General features: G+C 57.4%; 13 protein-coding genes. 8 read left to right on the top strand and 5 right to left on the bottom strand.

All coding sequences use genetic code 11. The features are described 5' to 3' along the window. Positions 1-82: 82 nt before the first annotated feature. The 8 genes from Pla100_RS14805 to Pla100_RS14770 all read left to right on the top strand — a co-directional run bounded on the left by Pla100_RS14805 (position 83) and on the right by Pla100_RS14770 (position 9,268). Positions 83-1,189, top strand: a complete 1,107-nt coding sequence (locus tag Pla100_RS14805) for a ribonuclease H family protein (protein ID WP_146578462.1) — start codon at positions 83-85, stop codon at positions 1,187-1,189. A 423-nt stretch (positions 1,190-1,612) separates the two neighbouring features. Beyond that, entirely contained in the window at positions 1,613-2,977 is a 1,365-nt protein-coding gene (locus tag Pla100_RS14800) for a Na(+)-translocating NADH-quinone reductase subunit A (protein WP_146578461.1), read from the top strand. Positions 2,978-3,056: 79 nt separating this feature from the next. Beyond that, entirely contained in the window at positions 3,057-4,313 is a 1,257-nt protein-coding gene (locus Pla100_RS14795) for an NADH:ubiquinone reductase (Na(+)-transporting) subunit B (RefSeq protein ID WP_146578460.1), read from the top strand. Continuing rightward, a complete protein-coding gene (locus Pla100_RS14790) occupies positions 4,303-5,193 on the top strand; it encodes a Na(+)-translocating NADH-quinone reductase subunit C (RefSeq protein WP_146578459.1) in 891 nt (296 codons plus the stop codon). The genes Pla100_RS14795 and Pla100_RS14790 overlap by 11 nt, the downstream gene beginning before the upstream one ends. Beyond that, the gene (locus tag Pla100_RS14785; RefSeq protein WP_146578458.1) at positions 5,186-5,809 is read left to right on the top strand and encodes an NADH:ubiquinone reductase (Na(+)-transporting) subunit D; all 624 of its coding nucleotides are present in this window, start codon (positions 5,186-5,188) and stop codon (positions 5,807-5,809) included. Before Pla100_RS14790 ends, Pla100_RS14785 begins: the two co-directional genes overlap by 8 nt. A gap of 9 nt (positions 5,810-5,818) precedes the next feature. Further along, positions 5,819-6,457: an NADH:ubiquinone reductase (Na(+)-transporting) subunit E gene (gene nqrE, locus Pla100_RS14780; protein ID WP_197167963.1), complete on the top strand. Its 639-nt coding sequence runs from the start codon at positions 5,819-5,821 to the stop codon at positions 6,455-6,457. A 58-nt stretch (positions 6,458-6,515) separates the two neighbouring features. Beyond that, positions 6,516-7,775: an NADH:ubiquinone reductase (Na(+)-transporting) subunit F gene (gene nqrF / locus Pla100_RS14775; RefSeq protein ID WP_146578456.1), complete on the top strand. Its 1,260-nt coding sequence runs from the start codon at positions 6,516-6,518 to the stop codon at positions 7,773-7,775. A gap of 113 nt (positions 7,776-7,888) precedes the next feature. Then, on the top strand, positions 7,889-9,268 hold the full coding sequence (locus Pla100_RS14770; RefSeq protein ID WP_231603065.1) for an FAD:protein FMN transferase: 1,380 nt from the start codon (positions 7,889-7,891) through the stop codon (positions 9,266-9,268). A 105-nt stretch (positions 9,269-9,373) separates the two neighbouring features. Here the strand turns inward: Pla100_RS14770 and Pla100_RS14765 are convergent, their stop codons facing one another. From Pla100_RS14765 to Pla100_RS14745, 5 genes are all read right to left on the bottom strand, one after another. Next, positions 9,374-9,913 (bottom strand): Uma2 family endonuclease, encoded by a 540-nt coding sequence (locus tag Pla100_RS14765; protein ID WP_146578455.1) that lies wholly within the window; start codon positions 9,911-9,913, stop codon positions 9,374-9,376. 138 nt (positions 9,914-10,051) lie between these two features. After that, on the bottom strand, positions 10,052-12,010 hold the full coding sequence (locus Pla100_RS14760; protein ID WP_146578454.1) for a MutS family DNA mismatch repair protein: 1,959 nt from the start codon (positions 12,008-12,010) through the stop codon (positions 10,052-10,054). A gap of 5 nt (positions 12,011-12,015) precedes the next feature. Then, positions 12,016-13,560, bottom strand: coding sequence for a hypothetical protein (locus Pla100_RS14755; RefSeq protein ID WP_146578453.1), 1,545 nt, complete (start codon positions 13,558-13,560; stop codon positions 12,016-12,018). A 112-nt stretch (positions 13,561-13,672) separates the two neighbouring features. Further along, positions 13,673-14,167, bottom strand: a complete 495-nt coding sequence (locus Pla100_RS14750; RefSeq protein ID WP_146578452.1) for a hypothetical protein — start codon at positions 14,165-14,167, stop codon at positions 13,673-13,675. Further along, positions 14,167-18,171 (bottom strand): S1 RNA-binding domain-containing protein, encoded by a 4,005-nt coding sequence (locus Pla100_RS14745; RefSeq protein WP_146578451.1) that lies wholly within the window; start codon positions 18,169-18,171, stop codon positions 14,167-14,169. Before Pla100_RS14745 ends, Pla100_RS14750 begins: the two co-directional genes overlap by 1 nt. Positions 18,172-18,232 lie beyond the last annotated feature (61 nt).

Here is an 18,232-nt window from a genome sequence, read left to right as displayed (position 1 = left end):
CGTGGGTTCATAAGCTAATAAGTTGAATCCGCTTTACTAGGGCTTCGTCCCAATTCGCCCCGGGGCGAGTGGAAAACACACCATGTGGTTGATCGCAATCGATGAAGCGGGCTACGGCCCAAAACTAGGCCCTTTGGTGGTTGCGGGGACATTGTGGCGTCGAGTCGACGCGGCCTTCGACGTCGCGATGAGCGACCGATCGATCGACGCCGCCGACCCCGACGCGTTCGCACCCATCGCGGCGCCCGTTCGCGTGCAGGCGACGACGATTCGCGTCGACGACTCGAAACAGATCTTTCGCAGCCGATCGTCGGGTAAAAATGGCGGCTCGCTCGCGACGTTGCACCGGATCGTTTCGGTCGCCCATCACGCGAGCGGCCGAACCGAACCGGACTTGGCCCGCCGGATCGCGACGCTGATTCCGGACGACATCGCGAGAATCGCGGCCGTCCCCTGGTTGGCCTCGCTGGCGAGTTCGCCGCGGCTGCAAGAACTCGTCGAGACCGCTTGGACACCGAAAACGGATTGCGGGGAAGCGATCAACCGTTGGGCGAAATCGCCTTGGAGATTGATTGACGTTCGAGCGAGGATGATCGACGCCGCGCATTTCAATCGTTTCTGTGGAGCCGCCGACGGTGCTAACAAAAGCGACTTGCTCGGCGAGACCAGCATCGGATTGGCGGCGGATTGGTTGGCGACGATTGAAAGCCAGCGGGCCGACGATCCCTCGCCGACTTCCGAGCCCGTTCAGGTTTATTTCGACCGTCACGGCGGACGTCGTTATTATGCGGGTCCAATTCAGCAGCAATTCGGCGAAACGCCCGTCCGGGTGATCGCTGAGTCAGCGCGGCAAAGCGTTTACGAAACCGGATCGGCCGGGCGGACGATGCGGATGCACTTCAGCGTCAAGGGCGATCGTTTCGTCCCGGTCGCGTTGAGTTCATTGCATGCGAAGTATTTGCGTGAAGTCGCGATGGCATCCCTGAATGATTATTTTCGGAAGCGATGGGAAGCGGCGAGCAGCGACGGTTTGCCGGCTGCTCGTTCAGCCAGTAACGGCACTCAAAATGACTCAGCATTCAAACCAACGGCGGGTTACCCGACCGACGCTGATCGGTTCCTGACGATGATCGCGGCGGCGATCAAGGCCGACAAAATATCGATGGACGACTTGGTCCGTTGCCGCTAATGCTTTGTCCAACTTTAATTTTAGGATTAGCCGTTTTGTCGCTAGCGGCGTGTTGATTTAATCGTAACCCGAAGCGTGAGCGAGGGATTGATCGCCATTAAATTCTTTGTAGGTATCCCTCGCTCACGCTTCGGGTTGCGATGCAAACTAAATCAACAGCCCGCTAGCACCCAAACGGCTAATGCTGCCAACACTAAAGTTGAATCTAGACAAAGTACTAGGAATGAACGTTGACAAAGGTCTCACCGATTTTCTGCCGTTGTCAAAATTCAAAGGCTGTGCAATAGTAAGCAAGGAAACAGCGGTCTTGGTCGATAACAGACCAACCGCTTTTTGCCAAAACGACTTTGTTACAAATTTCACAAAGTCGCTCTTCAGTGTCGCTCGCTGGTTCCTTCCTCTCCTCCGCTTGCCTCCGCGTACATGCCCGCTATTCAAAATCGCACCCGAATCAACAAAGGTCTCGATCTACCGATCCTGGGTGCCCCCGAGCAACGGGTCGAGATCGGTCCGCTTGTCCGCAGCGTCGCTTTGTTGGGCGATGACTACATTGGGATGCGTCCGACGATGTTGGTCGCCGAAGGTGATCGCGTTTCGATCGGCCAACCGCTGTTCGAAGACAAGAAGAATCCTGGCGTAATTTTCACGTCCCCGGCTGCGGGCACCGTTGGCAGTGTCGTGCGGGGTGCCAAGCGAAAATTTGAAGCGATCACGATCAACGTCGACGGAGATGACTCGGTCACCTTCGACGGGGCCAAAGGCAAAGACCCGATCGGGTTGGGCGGTGCAGGCGTCGCGGAGCAATTGATACAAAGTGGATTGTGGACTTCGTTAAGGACCCGTCCGTTCGGCAAGGTTCCCGCGTTGGGATCGACGCCACGTTCGATTTTCGTGACCGCGATCGATACCAATCCGCTGGCGGCCGATCCGGCGGTCGTGATGAGCGAACGCAAAGACCAATTCGTGTTGGGTTTGCAAGCTCTCACCAAACTGACCGAGGGCTCGGTTTATTTGTGCAAGGCGGCGGGAGCGGAGATTCCCGGTGGCGAAGTCAACGGCGTTGAACTGGCGGACTTCAGCGGTCCTCATCCGGCAGGTTTGCCGGGCACGCACATCCACTTCCTCGATCCGGTCGGTCCCCACAAAACGGTTTGGTACATCGGTTATCAAGACGTCATCGCCATCGGTTCTTTGTTCCAGACGGGCAAGGTCGATGTCCGACGGATCATTTCGTTGGCCGGTCCGATGGTGAAGCAGCCTCGATTGATTGAAACACGTTTGGGAGCCTGCATCGATGATTTGCTCGAGTCGCAGATCAGCACCGACGTGAAAGTCCGGCCGATCTCCGGTTCGGTCCTGTCGGGTCACACGGCTCGAGCCCCTCACAATTACTTGGGGCGGTATCACCAACAGGTTTCGGTCATTCAAGAAGGCGACTACCGCGAGTTCTTGGGCTGGCAAAAACCCGGCTTTGATAAGTTTTCGGTCACTCGCATTTTTGCTTCGGCGACCAGGCCATCGCAAAAGTTCGCTTTCACCACTTCCACGGGTGGATCTGAGCGAGCCATGGTGCCGATGGGCACGTACGAGCGAATGATGCCGATGGACATTTTGGCGACGCAGTTGTTGCGGGCCCTGATCGTTCGCGACACCGATTCCGCCCAACAACTCGGCGCACTCGAGCTCGAGGAAGAAGACTTGGCACTGTGTACGTTTGTTTGCCCCGGCAAGTACGAGTACGGTTCGCTGCTCCGCGAAAGCCTAACGACGATCGAGCGTGAAGGTTAACCGCCGACGCATCCGGTTGATCCCGCTCGCCAGCACTCCATTTTCGAATCCATCCATCTCTCACTTTTGAGACACTCCAATGAAACCACTGCGTGACGCCTTCGACAGCGTTCACCCCTACTTCGCGAAAGGGGGAATACTTGAAAAGGCCTACCCCGTTTACGAAGCGCTCGACACGTTTTTGTTTACCCCCGGGGAAACGACCAAGGGACGCACCCACGTTCGCGACAACATCGATTTGAAGCGAATGATGATCATGGTCGTCGTCGCCTTGATCCCGGTGACGTTATTCGGGATGTGGAATGTTGGCTATCAAGCTAACTATGCGATCGAGCAGATGACCGCTGCGGGTGTCGACGTTGATTTTGATTGGCACCACACCGTTCACACGGCGATCGGTTTAGGGCACGACCCGAACAACTTCATCGACAATTTTGTTTATGGGGCGATCTTCTTCCTCCCGATTTATGCCGTGACGATGTTTGTCGGCGGTCATATCGAGATGGTCTTCAGCGTGCTTCGCGGCCACGAGATCAACGAGGGGTTCTTGGTGACCGGCTTGTTGTATCCGCTGACGTTACCCGCCTCGATTCCATTGTGGCAGGTCGCTTTAGGGATAGCCTTTGGTGTGATTGTTGCCAAAGAAGTCTTCGGCGGCACGGGGCGTAACTTCCTCAACGTTGCGTTGACTTCGCGGGCGTTCCTTTACTTTGCCTACGCCGGTCAAATCAGCGGCGATAAGGTCTGGACCGCCGTCGACGGTTTCAGCGGTGCGACCGCTCTGGGTGCGATGGCCAATGCCGAAAACAACGCCGTCGCCTCGCTGAATTCGATCGAATATGTTTGGGGAGGTGTCGAGCCGATTACCTGGATGAGTGCGTTCTTGGGAACGATCCAAGGCTGCGTCGGCGAAACCAGCGCACTGTTGTGCCTTGTCGGCGCGGCGATCTTGATCGCGACCGGCATCGGATCGTGGAAGATCATGAGTGGTGTGATCGCCGGAACGATCGCGACGAGCTTGCTGCTCAATGCGGTCGGCAGCGAAACCAACGCCATGTTCGGTGTCCCGTTTTATTGGCACCTGGTGATCGGCGGCTTGGCGTTCGGACTGGTCTTCATGGCCACCGACCCGGTCAGTGCCTCGATGACCGAAACCGGAAAATGGATCTACGGCGGCTTGATCGGCTTCATGACCGTCCTGATTCGAGTCGTTAATCCCGCATTCCCCGAAGGCATCATGTTGGCGATTTTGTTCGGCAATGTGTTTGCTCCCTTGATCGATTACTTCGTCGTTCAAGCCAACGTCCGCAGGAGGGTTGCCCGTTATGCCGCCTAAAGATTCCTTGCCAGGCACGATCCTGGTCGCCACTGTGTTGTGCGTGGTTTGTTCGTTGGCCGTGAGTGCCGCCGCCGTCGCGCTGCGTCCATTGCAGGCCGCCAACCAGAAACTCGATCAACAGAAAAACATCCTCGACGCCGCCGGAATTCCGATTAACGAATTCGGCAAGCCCGCGTCGCAACTCAGCCGTAAAGAGATCGATGATCTTTACACTTGGGTAAGCGAAAAGATGGTGGACTTGGATACCGGTGACTACAACACCGAGGTCGATCCCGAAAAGTACGACCTCGCCGAATTTGCCGTGAATCCCGATACGAGCATCGAAATCGTCAACCCGACGATCGATCCGGGCGAAGACCGACGTCCCAAGACGATGAAGGTTTACTTCGTTCGTCGACCCGGTTCAGACCAGCTTCGCCAGGTCGTCTTGCCGATCTATGGCAAAGGCCTATGGGGAACGTTGTACGGATATCTCGCGCTCAAGAGCGATTTGAAGACCATCCAAGGGATCACGTTTTATCAACACCAAGAAACGCCTGGACTAGGCGGAGAAGTCGATAACCCGGCCTGGAAGGCCCAGTGGGAAGGTTTGCAACTTTACAACGAAAAGGGTGAACCGTCCGCGATGGTCGCCAAAGGACCCGCGCCAGATACCGATCCATACGCCGTCGATGGTCTTTCGGGCGCGACGATCACCAGTCGTGGTGTAACGAACCTGGTCCAGTACTGGGCGAGCGATGAAGCCTACGGCCCGTTTTTGGACAAGCTCGCTGAAGAAATCAAAAACGGCTCAACCGAGTCATCGGCCGCGAAAGCCGACGTAAAAGAATCCGCGATCAATACAACCGCGAACGCAGGAGATGCCACCCATGGCTAAGAAAACCGTCGACGTTCTGGTCGACCCGTTGATCAACAACAACCCGATCGCGTTGCAGATTCTGGGAATCTGTTCCGCCCTTGCGGTGACGACCAAAATGGAAACTTCATTGGTGATGTCACTCGCGGTCGTCGCGGTTGTCGCGTTCAGCAACCTCGCCGTCAGTGCGATCCGGTCTTACATCCCCAGCAGCATTCGGATCATCGTGCAGATGACCGTGATCGCGTCGCTGGTGATTGTGGTCGACCAGTTTCTCAAGGCCTACTTCTTTGACATCAGCAAGCAATTGTCGGTGTTCGTCGGATTGATCATCACCAACTGCATCGTGATGGGTCGGGCGGAAGGTTTTGCCATGAAGAACTCCCCCGGTGTAAGCTTCCTGGACGGAATCGGGAACGGTCTCGGGTATGGGCTCGTGCTGATGATCGTGGCGTTTTTCCGCGAACTATTCGGCAATGGAAGCTTGTTCGGCATCACGCTGATGGAACTCGACCGCAACGGCGGTTGGTACAACCCGAACAACTTGATGCTCTTGCCGCCGAGTGCATTCTTCATCATCGGATTCCTGATTTGGGTCATCCGGTACAACAAACCCGAACAAATCGAAGAGGCGTAAGCAATGGAAATCGTCGAAACTCACCTCAGCATTTTCATGAAGGCGGTGTTCGTTGAGAACTTGGCACTCGCGTTCTTCCTGGGAATGTGTACGTTCCTCGCGGTCAGCAAGAACGTCAAGACGGCCATGGGTCTGGGCATCGCGGTGATCGTGATCCAAGCGATTACCGTGCCGGCAAACCAGATCATCTACTCACTGCTGCTCAAGAAGGGCGCGTTGACATGGGCCCAAGGAATCGTACCCACCGAAACGATCAACTTCGCCGAGGTTGATCTCACGTTTCTCGGGTTCATCAGCTACATCGGCGTGATCGCCGCTTTGGTTCAGATCCTCGAAATGTTTTTGGATAAGTTCATCCCATCGCTTTACACGGCGCTCGGGATCTTCCTTCCGTTGATCACGGTCAACTGTGCGATCTTGGGTGCGTCGCTGTTCATGGAACAGAACAACTACTCGCTGGGTGAATCGGTGACATACGGATTCGGATGCGGCGTCGGTTGGGCATTGGCCATCATGGCGCTTGCCGGAATTCGAGAAAAATTGAAGTACAGCGATGTTCCTCCTCCACTTCGCGGTTTAGGAATCACGTTCATTACGGTTGGATTGATGTCGCTGGCATTCATGTCGTTCAGCGGTATTCAGTTGTAGGCCCGTCACCTGTTCCATTTTCCGGCGCGAGCCGGTTCATTCAAAAGAGCTTTTGAAGATGTTTGCCTCTCTGTTGTTTCTCGGTGCCTCCAAGGCTGCGGTCGTCGTCTTGGGCGTGGTGATGTTCACGGTCGTCGTCATCGCCCTGGTGATGCTGATCTTGGCCGCCAAACGCCAACTGGTCGCTTCCGGTCCGGTCAAGATCATGATCAATCACCAAAAGGAAATCACAGTCCCAGCGGGCGGTAAGTTGCTCGGTGCGCTCGCCGACGCCGGCGTGTTTGTTTCGAGCGCCTGTGGTGGCGGCGGAACCTGTGCACAATGCAAGGTGAAAGTAGAAGCCGGCGGCGGTGACCTGCTGCCGACCGAGACCGGACACATCAACAAAAAAGCCGCCGCCGAAGGCGAGCGACTCAGTTGCCAAGTCGCGGTCAGGCAAGACATGGTCGTGGAGGTTCCGCCGGAAGCCTTCGACACAAAGAAGTGGGAATGCACCGTCAAGAGTAACAATAACGTTGCCACGTTCATCAAAGAGTTCGTTTTGCAACTGCCCGAAGGTGAGGAAGTCGACTTCCGTGCCGGAGGTTACATTCAGATCGAATGCCCACCGCACGAGATTCACTACAAAGACTTCGACATCGCCGAAAAGTATCACCCCGATTGGGATCAGTACAACATTTGGCGTTACGTTTCGAAGGTCGATGAGCCCGTCGTACGAGCCTATTCGATGGCGAACTACCCCGGTGAAAAGGGCATCATCATGCTCAATGTTCGGGTTGCCTCGCCGCCACCGCGTGCTCCCGAAGGCACCCCGCCGGGCAAAATGAGCAGTTACATCTTCTCGCTCAAACCAGGTGACAAGGCCACCATCAGCGGGCCTTACGGTGAGTTCTTCATCAAAGACAGCCAAGCCGAGATGGTATACATCGGCGGTGGTGCGGGTATGGCTCCGTTGCGAAGTCATATCTTCGAACTGTTCAAACGCCAAAAGACGGATCGGAAGGTTAGTTACTGGTACGGCGGACGCTCGCTACGCGAGTTGTTCTACATCGAACACTTCCGCGATATCGAGAAGGAATTTCCGAACTTTCAGTTCAACATCGCCTTGTCCGAGCCGGCCCCCGAAGACAATTGGGACGGTTACGTCGGGTTCATTCACCAAGTCTTGCTCGAAAATTATCTCAGCAAGCACCCGGCACCCGAAGACATCGAGTACTACATCTGTGGACCTCCGATGATGAACGCCGCCGTGTTCCGAATGCTCGACGACTTGGGCGTGGAACCTGAAAACATCGCTTACGACGACTTCGGCGGTTAAGCAATTAAAAAAGAACGTGGTGGCGACTTGTAGTCGCCAATTCCAGAAACGTCGATTGAAAGTCGGCACCACGTCAAGAGGCACGTTTGTCTAAGAAAATGAGAAACCATCGCATGACGCGACGTGTCCTCCGGCACGCCGCGTTTTTCATTATCAGCGTTTGTTTGCTCACTTCGTCGTTGTCGGCGTGGTCAAGTGACACTTCGCCCGTCGACCTGTGGTCATTCCGCGGGTCCACGATGGGTACGACCTATATGGTGAAGGTATCCGGGGCACCGGGTGGTGAAGATTGGCGTGAAGAAACCTCGTTCGCGATCGAAGCCGAACTTCGGCAAGTCAACGACCAAATGTCGACGTATCTCAAGACGAGCGAACTGAGCCGGTTCAATGACTCGACGAGCACCGATTGGTTTCCGGTCAGTCGACAAACCGCCGAGGTCGTGCAGCTTGCGTTGGAAATCGGTGATAGCTCCGCTGGACGCCTCGACGTCACCGTCGGCCCTCTGGTGGATCGCTGGAGCTTCGGTCCGACTAAGCGAAGTCAAACGGTCCCCGAGCCCGATGAGATCGAATCGATCCGCCAACGTGTCGGACACCAGTTTCTCGAAGCGAGGCTCGAGCCGCCGGCGATCAAGAAGTCCATCCCCGAGCTCCGAATTGATCTTTCAGCGATCGCCAAAGGACATGGCGTTGACCGGGTGGTCGCGTTATTGAACGAGCGAGGCGCGGAAAACGTATTTGTGGAAATCGGAGGCGAGGTCCGTGTCAGTGGCGCCAAACAAACCCCTTCGGGATCGGTCGCATGGAAAGTAGGGATTCAAAAGCCCGACGCGGATGCCAATGAACTGGCATTGGCACATCCGATGCACGACAACGCGATGGCAACGTCGGGTGATTATCGGAACTTTTTCGAAGTCGATGGCAAACGATATTCCCATACGATCGATCCCACGACCGGGCGGCCGATCGACCACATGCTTGCTTCGGTCACCGTGATCGCACCGACGTGTGCCCAAGCCGACGGATGGGCGACGGCATTAAACGTCGCCGGGCCGCAAGCTGCGTGGCAGCTTGCAAAAGAAAACGGACTCGATAGCTTGCTGATTCAACGCGTCACTGATCCCAACCAAGGCAACCCCAAAATGATCTCCTTCGAAATCACCGGAACCGGTGCATTGGCCGAAGTCGCCGAGCGAATGAACCAAGCCGGAGTGCTGAGCCGAGCCGGAACGCTGGCTCAAAGTGCCGCCAGCAACGAAGCCGGCTTTGGCGAACGCATGATGCCGATCTTGATCCTCACCGCCGTCGGTTTCGGCGCCGTCTTGATCGCGATGGCGATCGGAGTGATCTTCGGCCGCAAATCGATCAGCGGCTCGTGCGGCGGTCTGAACGCAAGAACCGATCCCGATGGTGTCTCACGTTGTTCCATGTGCAGCACCCCCTCAGAAGGATGCCAAGAACTGCAAGAAAAAATCGAACGAGGCAATGCTTAACGACGGATTGAAGGCGAGCACAGAATTTTTAGAAGAACGGTTTGTTTTCAAACGCCGAGTTCGCTGAGACGCAGAGAGCAGAAGAGTTTGGTCCTATACCCCGACTCACCACACCGCTGACAAATCGACTTCGATCTCACCACCCAAGTAAGAGCAACGCACTCGCGATTCATGTGTGCTGCGTTGGTAGCCTGAAGGACCGAGCAAGCATTGCTGGACTTCGTGTTCGAATGGATCGACGATCCAGTACTCAGGGACCTTCTCGCGTTCGTAAAGATTGAACTTCAGGACGCGGTCGTTGTAATCGCTTGATGGCGACAAAATCTCGATCAGATGATCGGGAACGCCTTTGATCTTTGTCGGCGTGATGATTGACCGTCCCGCCAACACGATGACCAAGTCCGGCTGGACGATGTCGTGCGGTGTGAGCTGCACATCGATCGGGGCATCCGCCACGATGCCCAACTGCTTTAGCTCGATTTGAGTGTAGAGCTGAAACTGGATTCGCCGAGAAACTGCTTGATGGTAAACGCTCGGAGCCGGGTTCATAAAGTGGTCCCCATCGATGATCTCGTGTCGGTTTCCATCATCGGGAAAACCGATGTAGTCTTGGTAGGTCAGCTTTTTCTTCGTTCTCGCGATCATCAATCGCTCCCTTCGTGGCGGTCTTCACACTTCCGTGATTGTAGCACACCCTCAATCGGTCCAAACGTCAGGGTTTTGGTAGCTTTTGGTTGGAATCAATCGGCTATCGCACTTGACCATTCATTTGTCCGCGACCAGTTATTTTTCCTCGCCCAAACCGACCATTTCGAGTAGTCGCAGTGCGTTGGTGGTGGGGGAGACGCCCTGTCGCATTCGATAGTCGAACGTCATGCGTTCGTCGCCGCTGGCGTCCGGGGTGATCGTTTCTCGGAAATGAACGGTGTGGGCGACCTTCAAGAGTTCGGGTTCATCGGCTAGCTCCAAATCGTGCGTCGTGATGGCTCCGATCGCACCGCTTTGAATAAGCATTCCCAACACACGCGTGACGGCGATTTGGCGTTCGCGACTGTTGGTGCCCTGCAAAATTTCATCGAGCAAAAACAGCAAGCGGCGGTCCGGTTGGGCGGCCAATTCACGGGCGTGCCCGACCACCGCAGCGAGCCGATTCAGTTCCGCCATGTAAAACGAGACGCCTTGGCTCAGGTCGTCGCTAACGCGGATGCTCGTTGCCATCTCCACCGGCGGCAACCGCATCGACTCACAACACACCGGTCCGCCCGCCATCGCGAGCGAGACGTTCAGTCCGAGGCTACGAAGCATCGTGCTCTTGCCAGACATGTTGCTGCCCGTCACAAGCAACAATGTTCCCGTCGGCCCGATCGTCACGTCGTTGCGGACGCGGGACGCGTCGGGCAGTAACGGATGTCCCAATCCGACGCACGTGATCGTTGAATCGGTATCGTTCTCGCTCAACCATGTCGGCGATGCCCAATCGGGATACTCGTCGGCCAGCGCTGCCAACGAGAGCAACGACTCCAGCTCGCCGAGAGATCGGAACCATGCCTGAGCTTGGTCGCCGTAACGTTGTTTCCAATCTTCCAAACGACGCAAGACTTCGACATCCCACAACCCGAACGCCTGCAACGGGAGGTAGACGAGGAACGTCGCGGCGGAATGCTTTAGCGAAGCGGCGGCGGCGATCCCAGACAGTTCTCGCATCGCGTTGCTCGCTGCGAGCGAGTTCGAATTCGCATCGGTGCCCAACAGGTTCTCGCGAATCGAAGCGACCGCCGACGTGTCACCCGATTCGGATTCGGGCAACCACTTCGCCGAGTCGAACAGCTCGGCATAGTCATCGACACTACGACGCGACGCCAGCGCGATGCTGAAGATTTCCGCCACGGGGCCGAGCATCCATGATGCGAGCAACAGATTGACGACCGCGATCGCGATCAGGGCAAAGAACGTGACCCGAGTCAGATCGCGGTCCTGAGAGAGAATCGCATAAATCAATCCCAACACGGTCGCGATCGCGATCACTGCCGTCGACCGCCCCCATGTCAGCAACCACCGTCGGCCGGGCAACCACATCGGACCACCCGCCCAGCGGACGAATGAATCCGGATCGCCGGTCGACGTGCCGACTTCCCGAGCAAGCGTGTAAAACCGAATCCTGTCGTCTCGTAAAGGGGCGAGAGATCGAACCGCGATGTGGCGATCGATGGCGACCGGCGGTAACACCGGTTGGGTCAGCCAGCTCGCCAACGTTCGCCGACCGGGCATCGTGGCCGCCATCGATACCAGTTGAAACAACGAGGCGTTGCCGAGTAGATCAAGGTCACCCGCCAACGCTTTTTGTCGGGCGTCGAGTTGAAGGCCTGAATCAGGTTGCGACGTCGCGTCGAGGTTTCCCAGTGGATCCTTGGCCAATGATTTCCAATCGCGATCCAATCGGCGGACGAGTCGACGCAAGGTTCGCGTTCGGTTCTGCAACACGCCGATCTTGTCTCGGACCGTTTCGTTGTGAACGACGACCACGAGGAAAGCCACCAAACCCGCAACCGCGACGACCGCCCAAAACGTCTGCTGAGTGCTGACGGCGAACGCCAAGGCGATGACGAAGATGAAAAACAGGCCGACACGGAGGCTGCCCAAACGGCCGTCGGTCGCTTGGTGCGTCTGGAGTTCGGAGTCGATGGAGGCGAGTTGGTCGGCGTAACGCGTTGAAGCGTTATCACCGGAGGAAGAGTGCGACATCCGTGTTAGGCTGCGTCGGTTTGAATAATCGGACGAGAAAGAGAACCAGCGGGAGCGTCAATGACCTTCAACGCGATCCGGTCCTGCAAGTTGGGGCGGAAGATCGTGAGCAATAACAAGGGCAAGAACCATCCCATGTACAGGCCGCCGCCGTAACCGTGCCAAAACTGCGCGGCGATCATCAACCCGGCCGAACAACTGATCAAGATCCCCAGGTTCTTTTGAGCGGGCCAGATCGCGAAGAAGAAGCTCAGAATGACAAAAGCCACAATTACCGGCAATCGCCAGATCGGGTTCCAACCCAATTCCCAAATGCCACGCGGGTCTTGGGTCGGCAAGAACAACCCGAACATGCGGCGAAGATGTTCTAAGAACGTTTCGTTGCCATCGAGCACCAATAAGGCGGTCAACAAGAAAAGAATCGACACGACTGAGATGGCAAACCGCCGCACACCCCGTTGCCAGTAAAAACTAAACCATAGGGGCAATAGGAACAGCGGGTAATAAACCAATCCGGCCGCTGCGCCGACGAACAGTCCGGCAACGATCGGTTTGCGATACATCAAGATCGCCCACAGAATCAAGGCGGCCGGCACGACGTGATCGACGCGACCGGTCATTTGCGCGGTGTAGGGCATCAATAGATACAAAGTAGCGCAACCAGCACCTGCACGCAAATTGCCGAAGTGTCGATTTCCGATCAACAGGATGCCGACCAAGACCGCCGATTGTCCGATGATCGCGATCACCTTGGCGATGGCAGCGCGGCGCTGTTCGGCCGACGTCAATTCGGCGAGCGTCGGTGGTTCGGCCCCCGCGATCCCTTCGCTGACCGGTCGCACCGGGATCGTCGGCAACATCTTCATCAGCGCGTATCCAGGGCCCAGTTCCGGTCCCTGTTCTCGTTGAATCTCGGGAGTGCTGGCGACGACGTTCGCCATCATGAAGATGAACAACGAGATGCCGATGAAGTTCAAACCACCCGTCGTGAGGTTCGGGTCCAACAATGGCCGGCGAACCATCAAGGGGTCCAACAACATCCGAATCAACAAGAGGAATTCGATGACGAACAACCAAATGAATCCGGTCCGGCGCAAGTTGACTGCGGATTGGTAAGCGGCGATCTGGGACGGCGAAAGAGCATCGTCATCCGACGCGTCGGGGGGAGCATCACCCGCGACTGAGTCACCGACGATGGAGTCACCTGCGACTGAGTCTTCCGCTTCGGCATCACCGGTGGGTCGGCTGCCAAGGGATTGATCGGCCGGTGATGGGCCGGCCGGTGTTGTGGTTTGTGCAACCAAAGTTTGACGTGGCGATTCTTGAATCGCGATCGATCGAGCGATCTCACGGTCCAGGCGGGTTTGGCGACGATACCCTTCGTTGACCATCAACAGGCCAGGGGCCAGCAGGATCAATAGGACGATGTCGAGATTGCGGATACTCCAAAAGCGTCGAAAGACGAAGAACAATCCGATCGTTAAAAACGACGACATGTAGACCCAAGTCGTGGGGTCCGGTCGACGGTAATAAAGAAGGAATTCGCTCATCGCGATACAACCCAGGGCGGCGGTCCTCGATGGAAATCAAAGACAATCGAAAAGAATGGCGAATTCCACAGGATAAACACCGCCGCCCGGCGATGATATCCCCTGGCGGAATTCACGTCGTACTCTTGGCGGCGTAGAGTTCGGCGTACTCGATTGCCCAAGTGTCGATCAGTTGGCTGAATTCGGACGGGTCGACCTCGGCGATTTTTGTGTAATGAACGCGGTTAAAGATCTCGCGGTTCATCACGGTACCCTTGCCTTTTAGGTCGAGTACTCGCAGATCACTGTAGGGACGAATTACCAATTCCAGCCGGCTGTATAAGTTTGTACGGCGACCCGCGTCGAGCCGCAGGTCGTCTCGATAGCAAGCCGTCCCCCAGCCTTCTTCGCCGAAGACCGATTCGGTGCGAAAACCGGGGAAGTGATCAGCGACTCGGTGGACGGCGGTTTCGATCTGCTCGGATAACGACAATCGATACGAGGTGTGCAACCGTTTAAGTTCGTCTTCGGAGAGTTCCTTGCGGCGTTCTTCGGACGCTTGGTGTTCGGCGCGGCGACGGCCGCGTTGGATCGCCGATTCCAATCGGGAGGTGAAATCATCGCTCATCAGGACACCTCTTCGGACGGCGACTCCGCGTTCTGGGCGGTGACGACGTTGTCCGTGGCCGGTGGATTAGGTTCAGCCGGTTCCGGCGATTGGATTGGTTCGGCGGTCTGTTCGGGCTGAACCTCGCTGGTCGGTTTGGCGGGTTCGGCAGCCTTTGCTGGCTCCTTCGCTTTCTTTGGCTCGGCCGGTTTCTCGGGTTGGCCTTTCTCTTTGCTGAACAGTTGCATCAAGTCGCCGAACGAACGCAGCGGCTCCTTGCCCTGTTGCATCGCGTCGGTCAAGGTCGGGGAATCGGGCTCCTTGCCGACGACCTCATACACTTCGGGTCGACGCGGGCCGCGAGATCCACCACGGCTGTCGCGACGTCCGCCATCGCGTCCGCCTCCGCCGCGATTGCCACCAGCGTTGCCTCTTGATCCGGACCCGGCTCCCTGTCCGCCGTGGCCACCTTGTCCGGTTCCACGTTGTCCTTGTTCGTTCGTCCCTCGTCCACCTTGACCTTGGCCACCTTGCCCTCGTCCGCCTTGACCGCGGTCCGCTGGGGCACCGGTGCGGGCTGGTGTGGCCGCGTTGGCGGTGGAGGTTCCTTGGCCGCGAGCACCGGAGTCGCGACGGTTGGAGCCGTGTCCGCCTTGGCCCTGCTCGCGTCCTTGCCCCCGTCCGGGACCGCGTGATTCACGACGGATCGATTCGAGTTCGGCCTCACGTTGTGGCGAGATCGCGCTCAGTCCGACGCGTCTGCGTTTGCCGTCGATGCCGGTCACCCAAGCCGTCACCACGTCGCCGACTTGGACGGCTTCGTGAAGGTCTTCGACGTATCCGTCGCTGATTCGGCTGACGTGGATCAATCCACTGCACTCGGGTGACAATTCGATGAAGACACCGAACGGCATCACACCAACAACGACTCCGATGACTTGATCGCCTTGTTTCAGTTCGCTCATTGCGGGCATGGAAGTCATCACCGCCGGCGCTTCGCCTCCGACCATGCCCTCACCGAACGGATCGCACAGCCAATTAACGATCTGATAGGAGCGACGTACGCCGACTTGCCATTCTTTGATCAGCTTGTCGACTTTTGCCTTTTCCGGTTTGGGGCGACGAACCGCTTCGGCAGCGGACTCGGCGGGTGCCGGATCTTCCGAAGCGGCGCTTTCGGCCGTCGGCTCCTGGCCAGTGGCTTCGTCTGCAGTGGATTCGTCAGCAGCGGATACATCGGCAACAGGTTCATCGGCAACAGGTTCATCGGCTGCAGGTTCATCGGCTGCAGGTTCATCGGCTGCAGGCTCGTCGGTGGTGGTCGCTTCGGCGACGACTTCCGATTCCGTGGCATCGGGTGTGCTGGTATCGGGTTCAGCGGTATCCGAATCGGCGCTTTCGGTCGACGCTGGTTCGAGCGAAGAGGTTTCTTCGGTGATCGTCTCCGGTGCAAATGCTGGTGAATCGCTCGCCGCTTCCGCGTCCGTCACCGAATCGGCCGCTTCAGCAGCTTGTTCTTTTTCCGGCTTGGCGTGGTAATCCGGCAGCGTGTATCCGGGTGGACTCGACGGTGGCAATTCGACATCGAGCGCTTTGGCGAGCCGTTTGGCCAAGGTGTAGTCGTCGGGGTGAATCAAAGTTCCGTCGAGCGTTTCATCGCTTTCAAAGACACGCAGGAACGGCAACGCCTGACGCGAATGAACTTCCGACGGCCACGGTCCGCGGGCCAATAAATCTTCGCGAGACGAGATCAGCTTTTCGCGTCGGGCTTGGTCCAGCGTGGTCGCGATCGAGTGATTCATCCCCGGCAGACGTTCCAGCCAAGCGGAGGTGGTTGAATTCACATCGACGCCGCCGCGAGCGGCACCGCTGACGAGAACGTCTTCGAGGGCGGACAAGACGGCTTGGTCGGACAACTCCCGTTGGAACGATCCCAGACGCAACTTGAGCGGATCAACCTTCACCATCGCTTGAGACGGTTGCAAAGTCGAGAACGCGATCCAGGCGGCCGAACGAAACCGCCGTGGCGTTTGTTTCATCTCTTGATCGCCGGCCGGGCTGCTCGCGTACGCGTCGGCACCGCTGCGGTCGGCCAAGGTCCAACGCACCGATTGTTCGCCGGATTGTTTGATCAATTCGCCGACGGCGACCATGCAGGCGCGGCGTGCCGGACCGTTGCTGATGACGATCAGGTCGACGTGATGCTTGTGAATCAATTCGCCCATCTTGGTCACCGCGAGTGTTCGCATCGCGGCGGACAATTGGCACGGGATGTCTTCGCTGTGCAATAGACGACCGTCGGCTGAAACAATGGCCGTCGCAGCGGTTCGGGGGCCGATTGCGTCGATCGACATCACGACTTTGGCTTCGACGCCGCCGCGATTGATTTGGCGATGCAGATTCTCGGCGGCGATGGTCACCAATCGCGATGATGCTTGTTCTTGGATTTCATCCCACCAGGCACCTTCGGCGGCGTCGCGAATGGACGCTTCGTTGGCGACGAGAACTTTGGCGAGGTGGTCACCGAGCGAACGATTGAAACCCGAAACGGTCTTTTGCAATTCGGCAACCAGTTTGGTCGCGTCGTAATCAAACGCGCACTGGGCCACTTGGCTGCGCAGTGCCCGTCCGAGCATGACGATTTGAAACGCACTCAGCTTGGCGGCGGGCATGCGTTTGCCGGCGAGCGGCTTGAGCGTGCTGACGAGCCATCGACGACGACGCTGCCGTGGTGAAATCTTCTTGGGCTTTTTGGCGGCTTTGGCAGCCTGCTTTTCTTTCTTGGACGCTTTGGCGGGCTTGGCCGGGGTGGCTTGCGGTGTGGTCGCGACAACTGGCTCGGTTTGGCTCGCCGGATCAGTCGATCCGGATTCAGCTGCAGAAGATTCAACCGTTGGGGTCGTTTCCTCAGCGGTCACGTCAGCAACCTGTGCTTCGGGAGCCGGTGATTCAGTAACGGTTGCTTCAGGAACCGGTGTTTCCACAGCAGACGCTTCAACGGTCGGCGTTTCGGCAGAAGCGGGCTGCTCCGAAGACGCGGTCGGCTCAGCAGGCTCTTCGACTGGTTCGGATGTTTCCGCTACCGGGGTCGCTTCGGCGGGTTCCGTCGTGCTGGCAGCGGTTTGCGTTTCCGGATTCGACTGCGTCACCGTTTCGGTTTGCGTTTCGGAATCACTTGCATCCGAGTCCGATGCGTCGTGCATGTCGGCATCGTTGTCGTCATCGGAGTCGCTGTTGCCGTGGGGGTCGGCGACTTCGATGATGTGGATTTTGGCGTGCTTGGACAACCATCGAACGGCCGCGCCGACGACCCGTGGGTCACCGCTGAGACGTTTGGCTAGGGTTTCGTCGAACTTGGCCAAATCCAACGAAACGCCGGTCGATTGGGAATCGGCCTCGGCGGTAGACGGCTTCGATTCGTCCGCGCTGGCGACATCGTCCGCACTGGCGACATCATCCGCACTGGCAACATCGTCCGCACTGGCTGCGGCGGGTTGGGCGTCTTCACCGGGGGCGGTTGCCTCCGATTGCGGGGCAGCAGTTTGCGGGGCAGCGGTTTGAGTGGCGGCGGGCGAGGTGGTTTGGGATGAAGACGCCGAAGCGATCGACGCGGCCAATGCTTCCAGATCGTGCCCGTCGCCTTTTTGCGGGTTGAGCACTCGGACGGCCAATCGGTTGAGCAAACCAGATGATTCGCTGGCTTCGGCCTTGATTCGACGTCCGAGTCGATCGAGTAGACGCCTTGATTTGGCGCTGGAAATCGCGCGTCCGATCGCCGGATCTTCTAATCGCGTCGCTTGCCAAGCGGCGTGCAATTCTTCCCGATAGGTCTCCAGCCGTTGTTGTGAACGAACCGCGTGGGACAATGCCCACAGGCTCGTTTCATCCAAACCGCCCAGTTCGTCACGGCGATATCTCGCCAAGAACGGTGGTGTGTAGCCCTGCTCGATTAACGGCAGTGCCAAACGTAAACTCGAAACCTCGCAACGCCCGCGTTGGGCGATCACGTCCAGATCAACGTTCATCAGATATCGGTCGCTTTACTGTTTCTTAAAGGGGACCACCGAGAGCCAACCGGTCGGCCGC

This window comes from Neorhodopirellula pilleata, from assembly GCF_007859915.1.
In the GTDB taxonomy this organism is placed as follows: domain Bacteria; phylum Planctomycetota; class Planctomycetia; order Pirellulales; family Pirellulaceae; genus Rhodopirellula; species Rhodopirellula pilleata.
This window is presented reverse-complemented; position numbering and strand designations above follow the sequence as displayed.

Bases quoted from the DNA above. Each gene is read 5' to 3' on its own strand.
- Pla100_RS14805 (WP_146578462.1), top strand. From the start codon at position 83: ATGTGGTTGATCGCAATCGATGAAGCGGGCTACGGCCCAAAACTAGGC.
- Pla100_RS14800 (WP_146578461.1), top strand. From the start codon at position 1,613: ATGCCCGCTATTCAAAATCGCACCCGAATCAACAAAGGTCTCGATCTA.
- Pla100_RS14795 (WP_146578460.1), top strand. From the start codon at position 3,057: ATGAAACCACTGCGTGACGCCTTCGACAGCGTTCACCCCTACTTCGCG.
- Pla100_RS14790 (WP_146578459.1), top strand. From the start codon at position 4,303: ATGCCGCCTAAAGATTCCTTGCCAGGCACGATCCTGGTCGCCACTGTG.
- Pla100_RS14785 (WP_146578458.1), top strand. From the start codon at position 5,186: ATGGCTAAGAAAACCGTCGACGTTCTGGTCGACCCGTTGATCAACAAC.
- nqrF (WP_146578456.1), top strand. From the start codon at position 6,516: ATGTTTGCCTCTCTGTTGTTTCTCGGTGCCTCCAAGGCTGCGGTCGTC.
- Pla100_RS14770 (WP_231603065.1), top strand. From the start codon at position 7,889: ATGACGCGACGTGTCCTCCGGCACGCCGCGTTTTTCATTATCAGCGTT.
- Pla100_RS14765 (WP_146578455.1), bottom strand. From the start codon at position 9,913: ATGATCGCGAGAACGAAGAAAAAGCTGACCTACCAAGACTACATCGGT.
- Pla100_RS14760 (WP_146578454.1), bottom strand. From the start codon at position 12,010: ATGTCGCACTCTTCCTCCGGTGATAACGCTTCAACGCGTTACGCCGAC.
- Pla100_RS14755 (WP_146578453.1), bottom strand. From the start codon at position 13,560: ATGAGCGAATTCCTTCTTTATTACCGTCGACCGGACCCCACGACTTGG.
- Pla100_RS14750 (WP_146578452.1), bottom strand. From the start codon at position 14,167: ATGAGCGATGATTTCACCTCCCGATTGGAATCGGCGATCCAACGCGGC.
- Pla100_RS14745 (WP_146578451.1), bottom strand. From the start codon at position 18,171: ATGAACGTTGATCTGGACGTGATCGCCCAACGCGGGCGTTGCGAGGTT.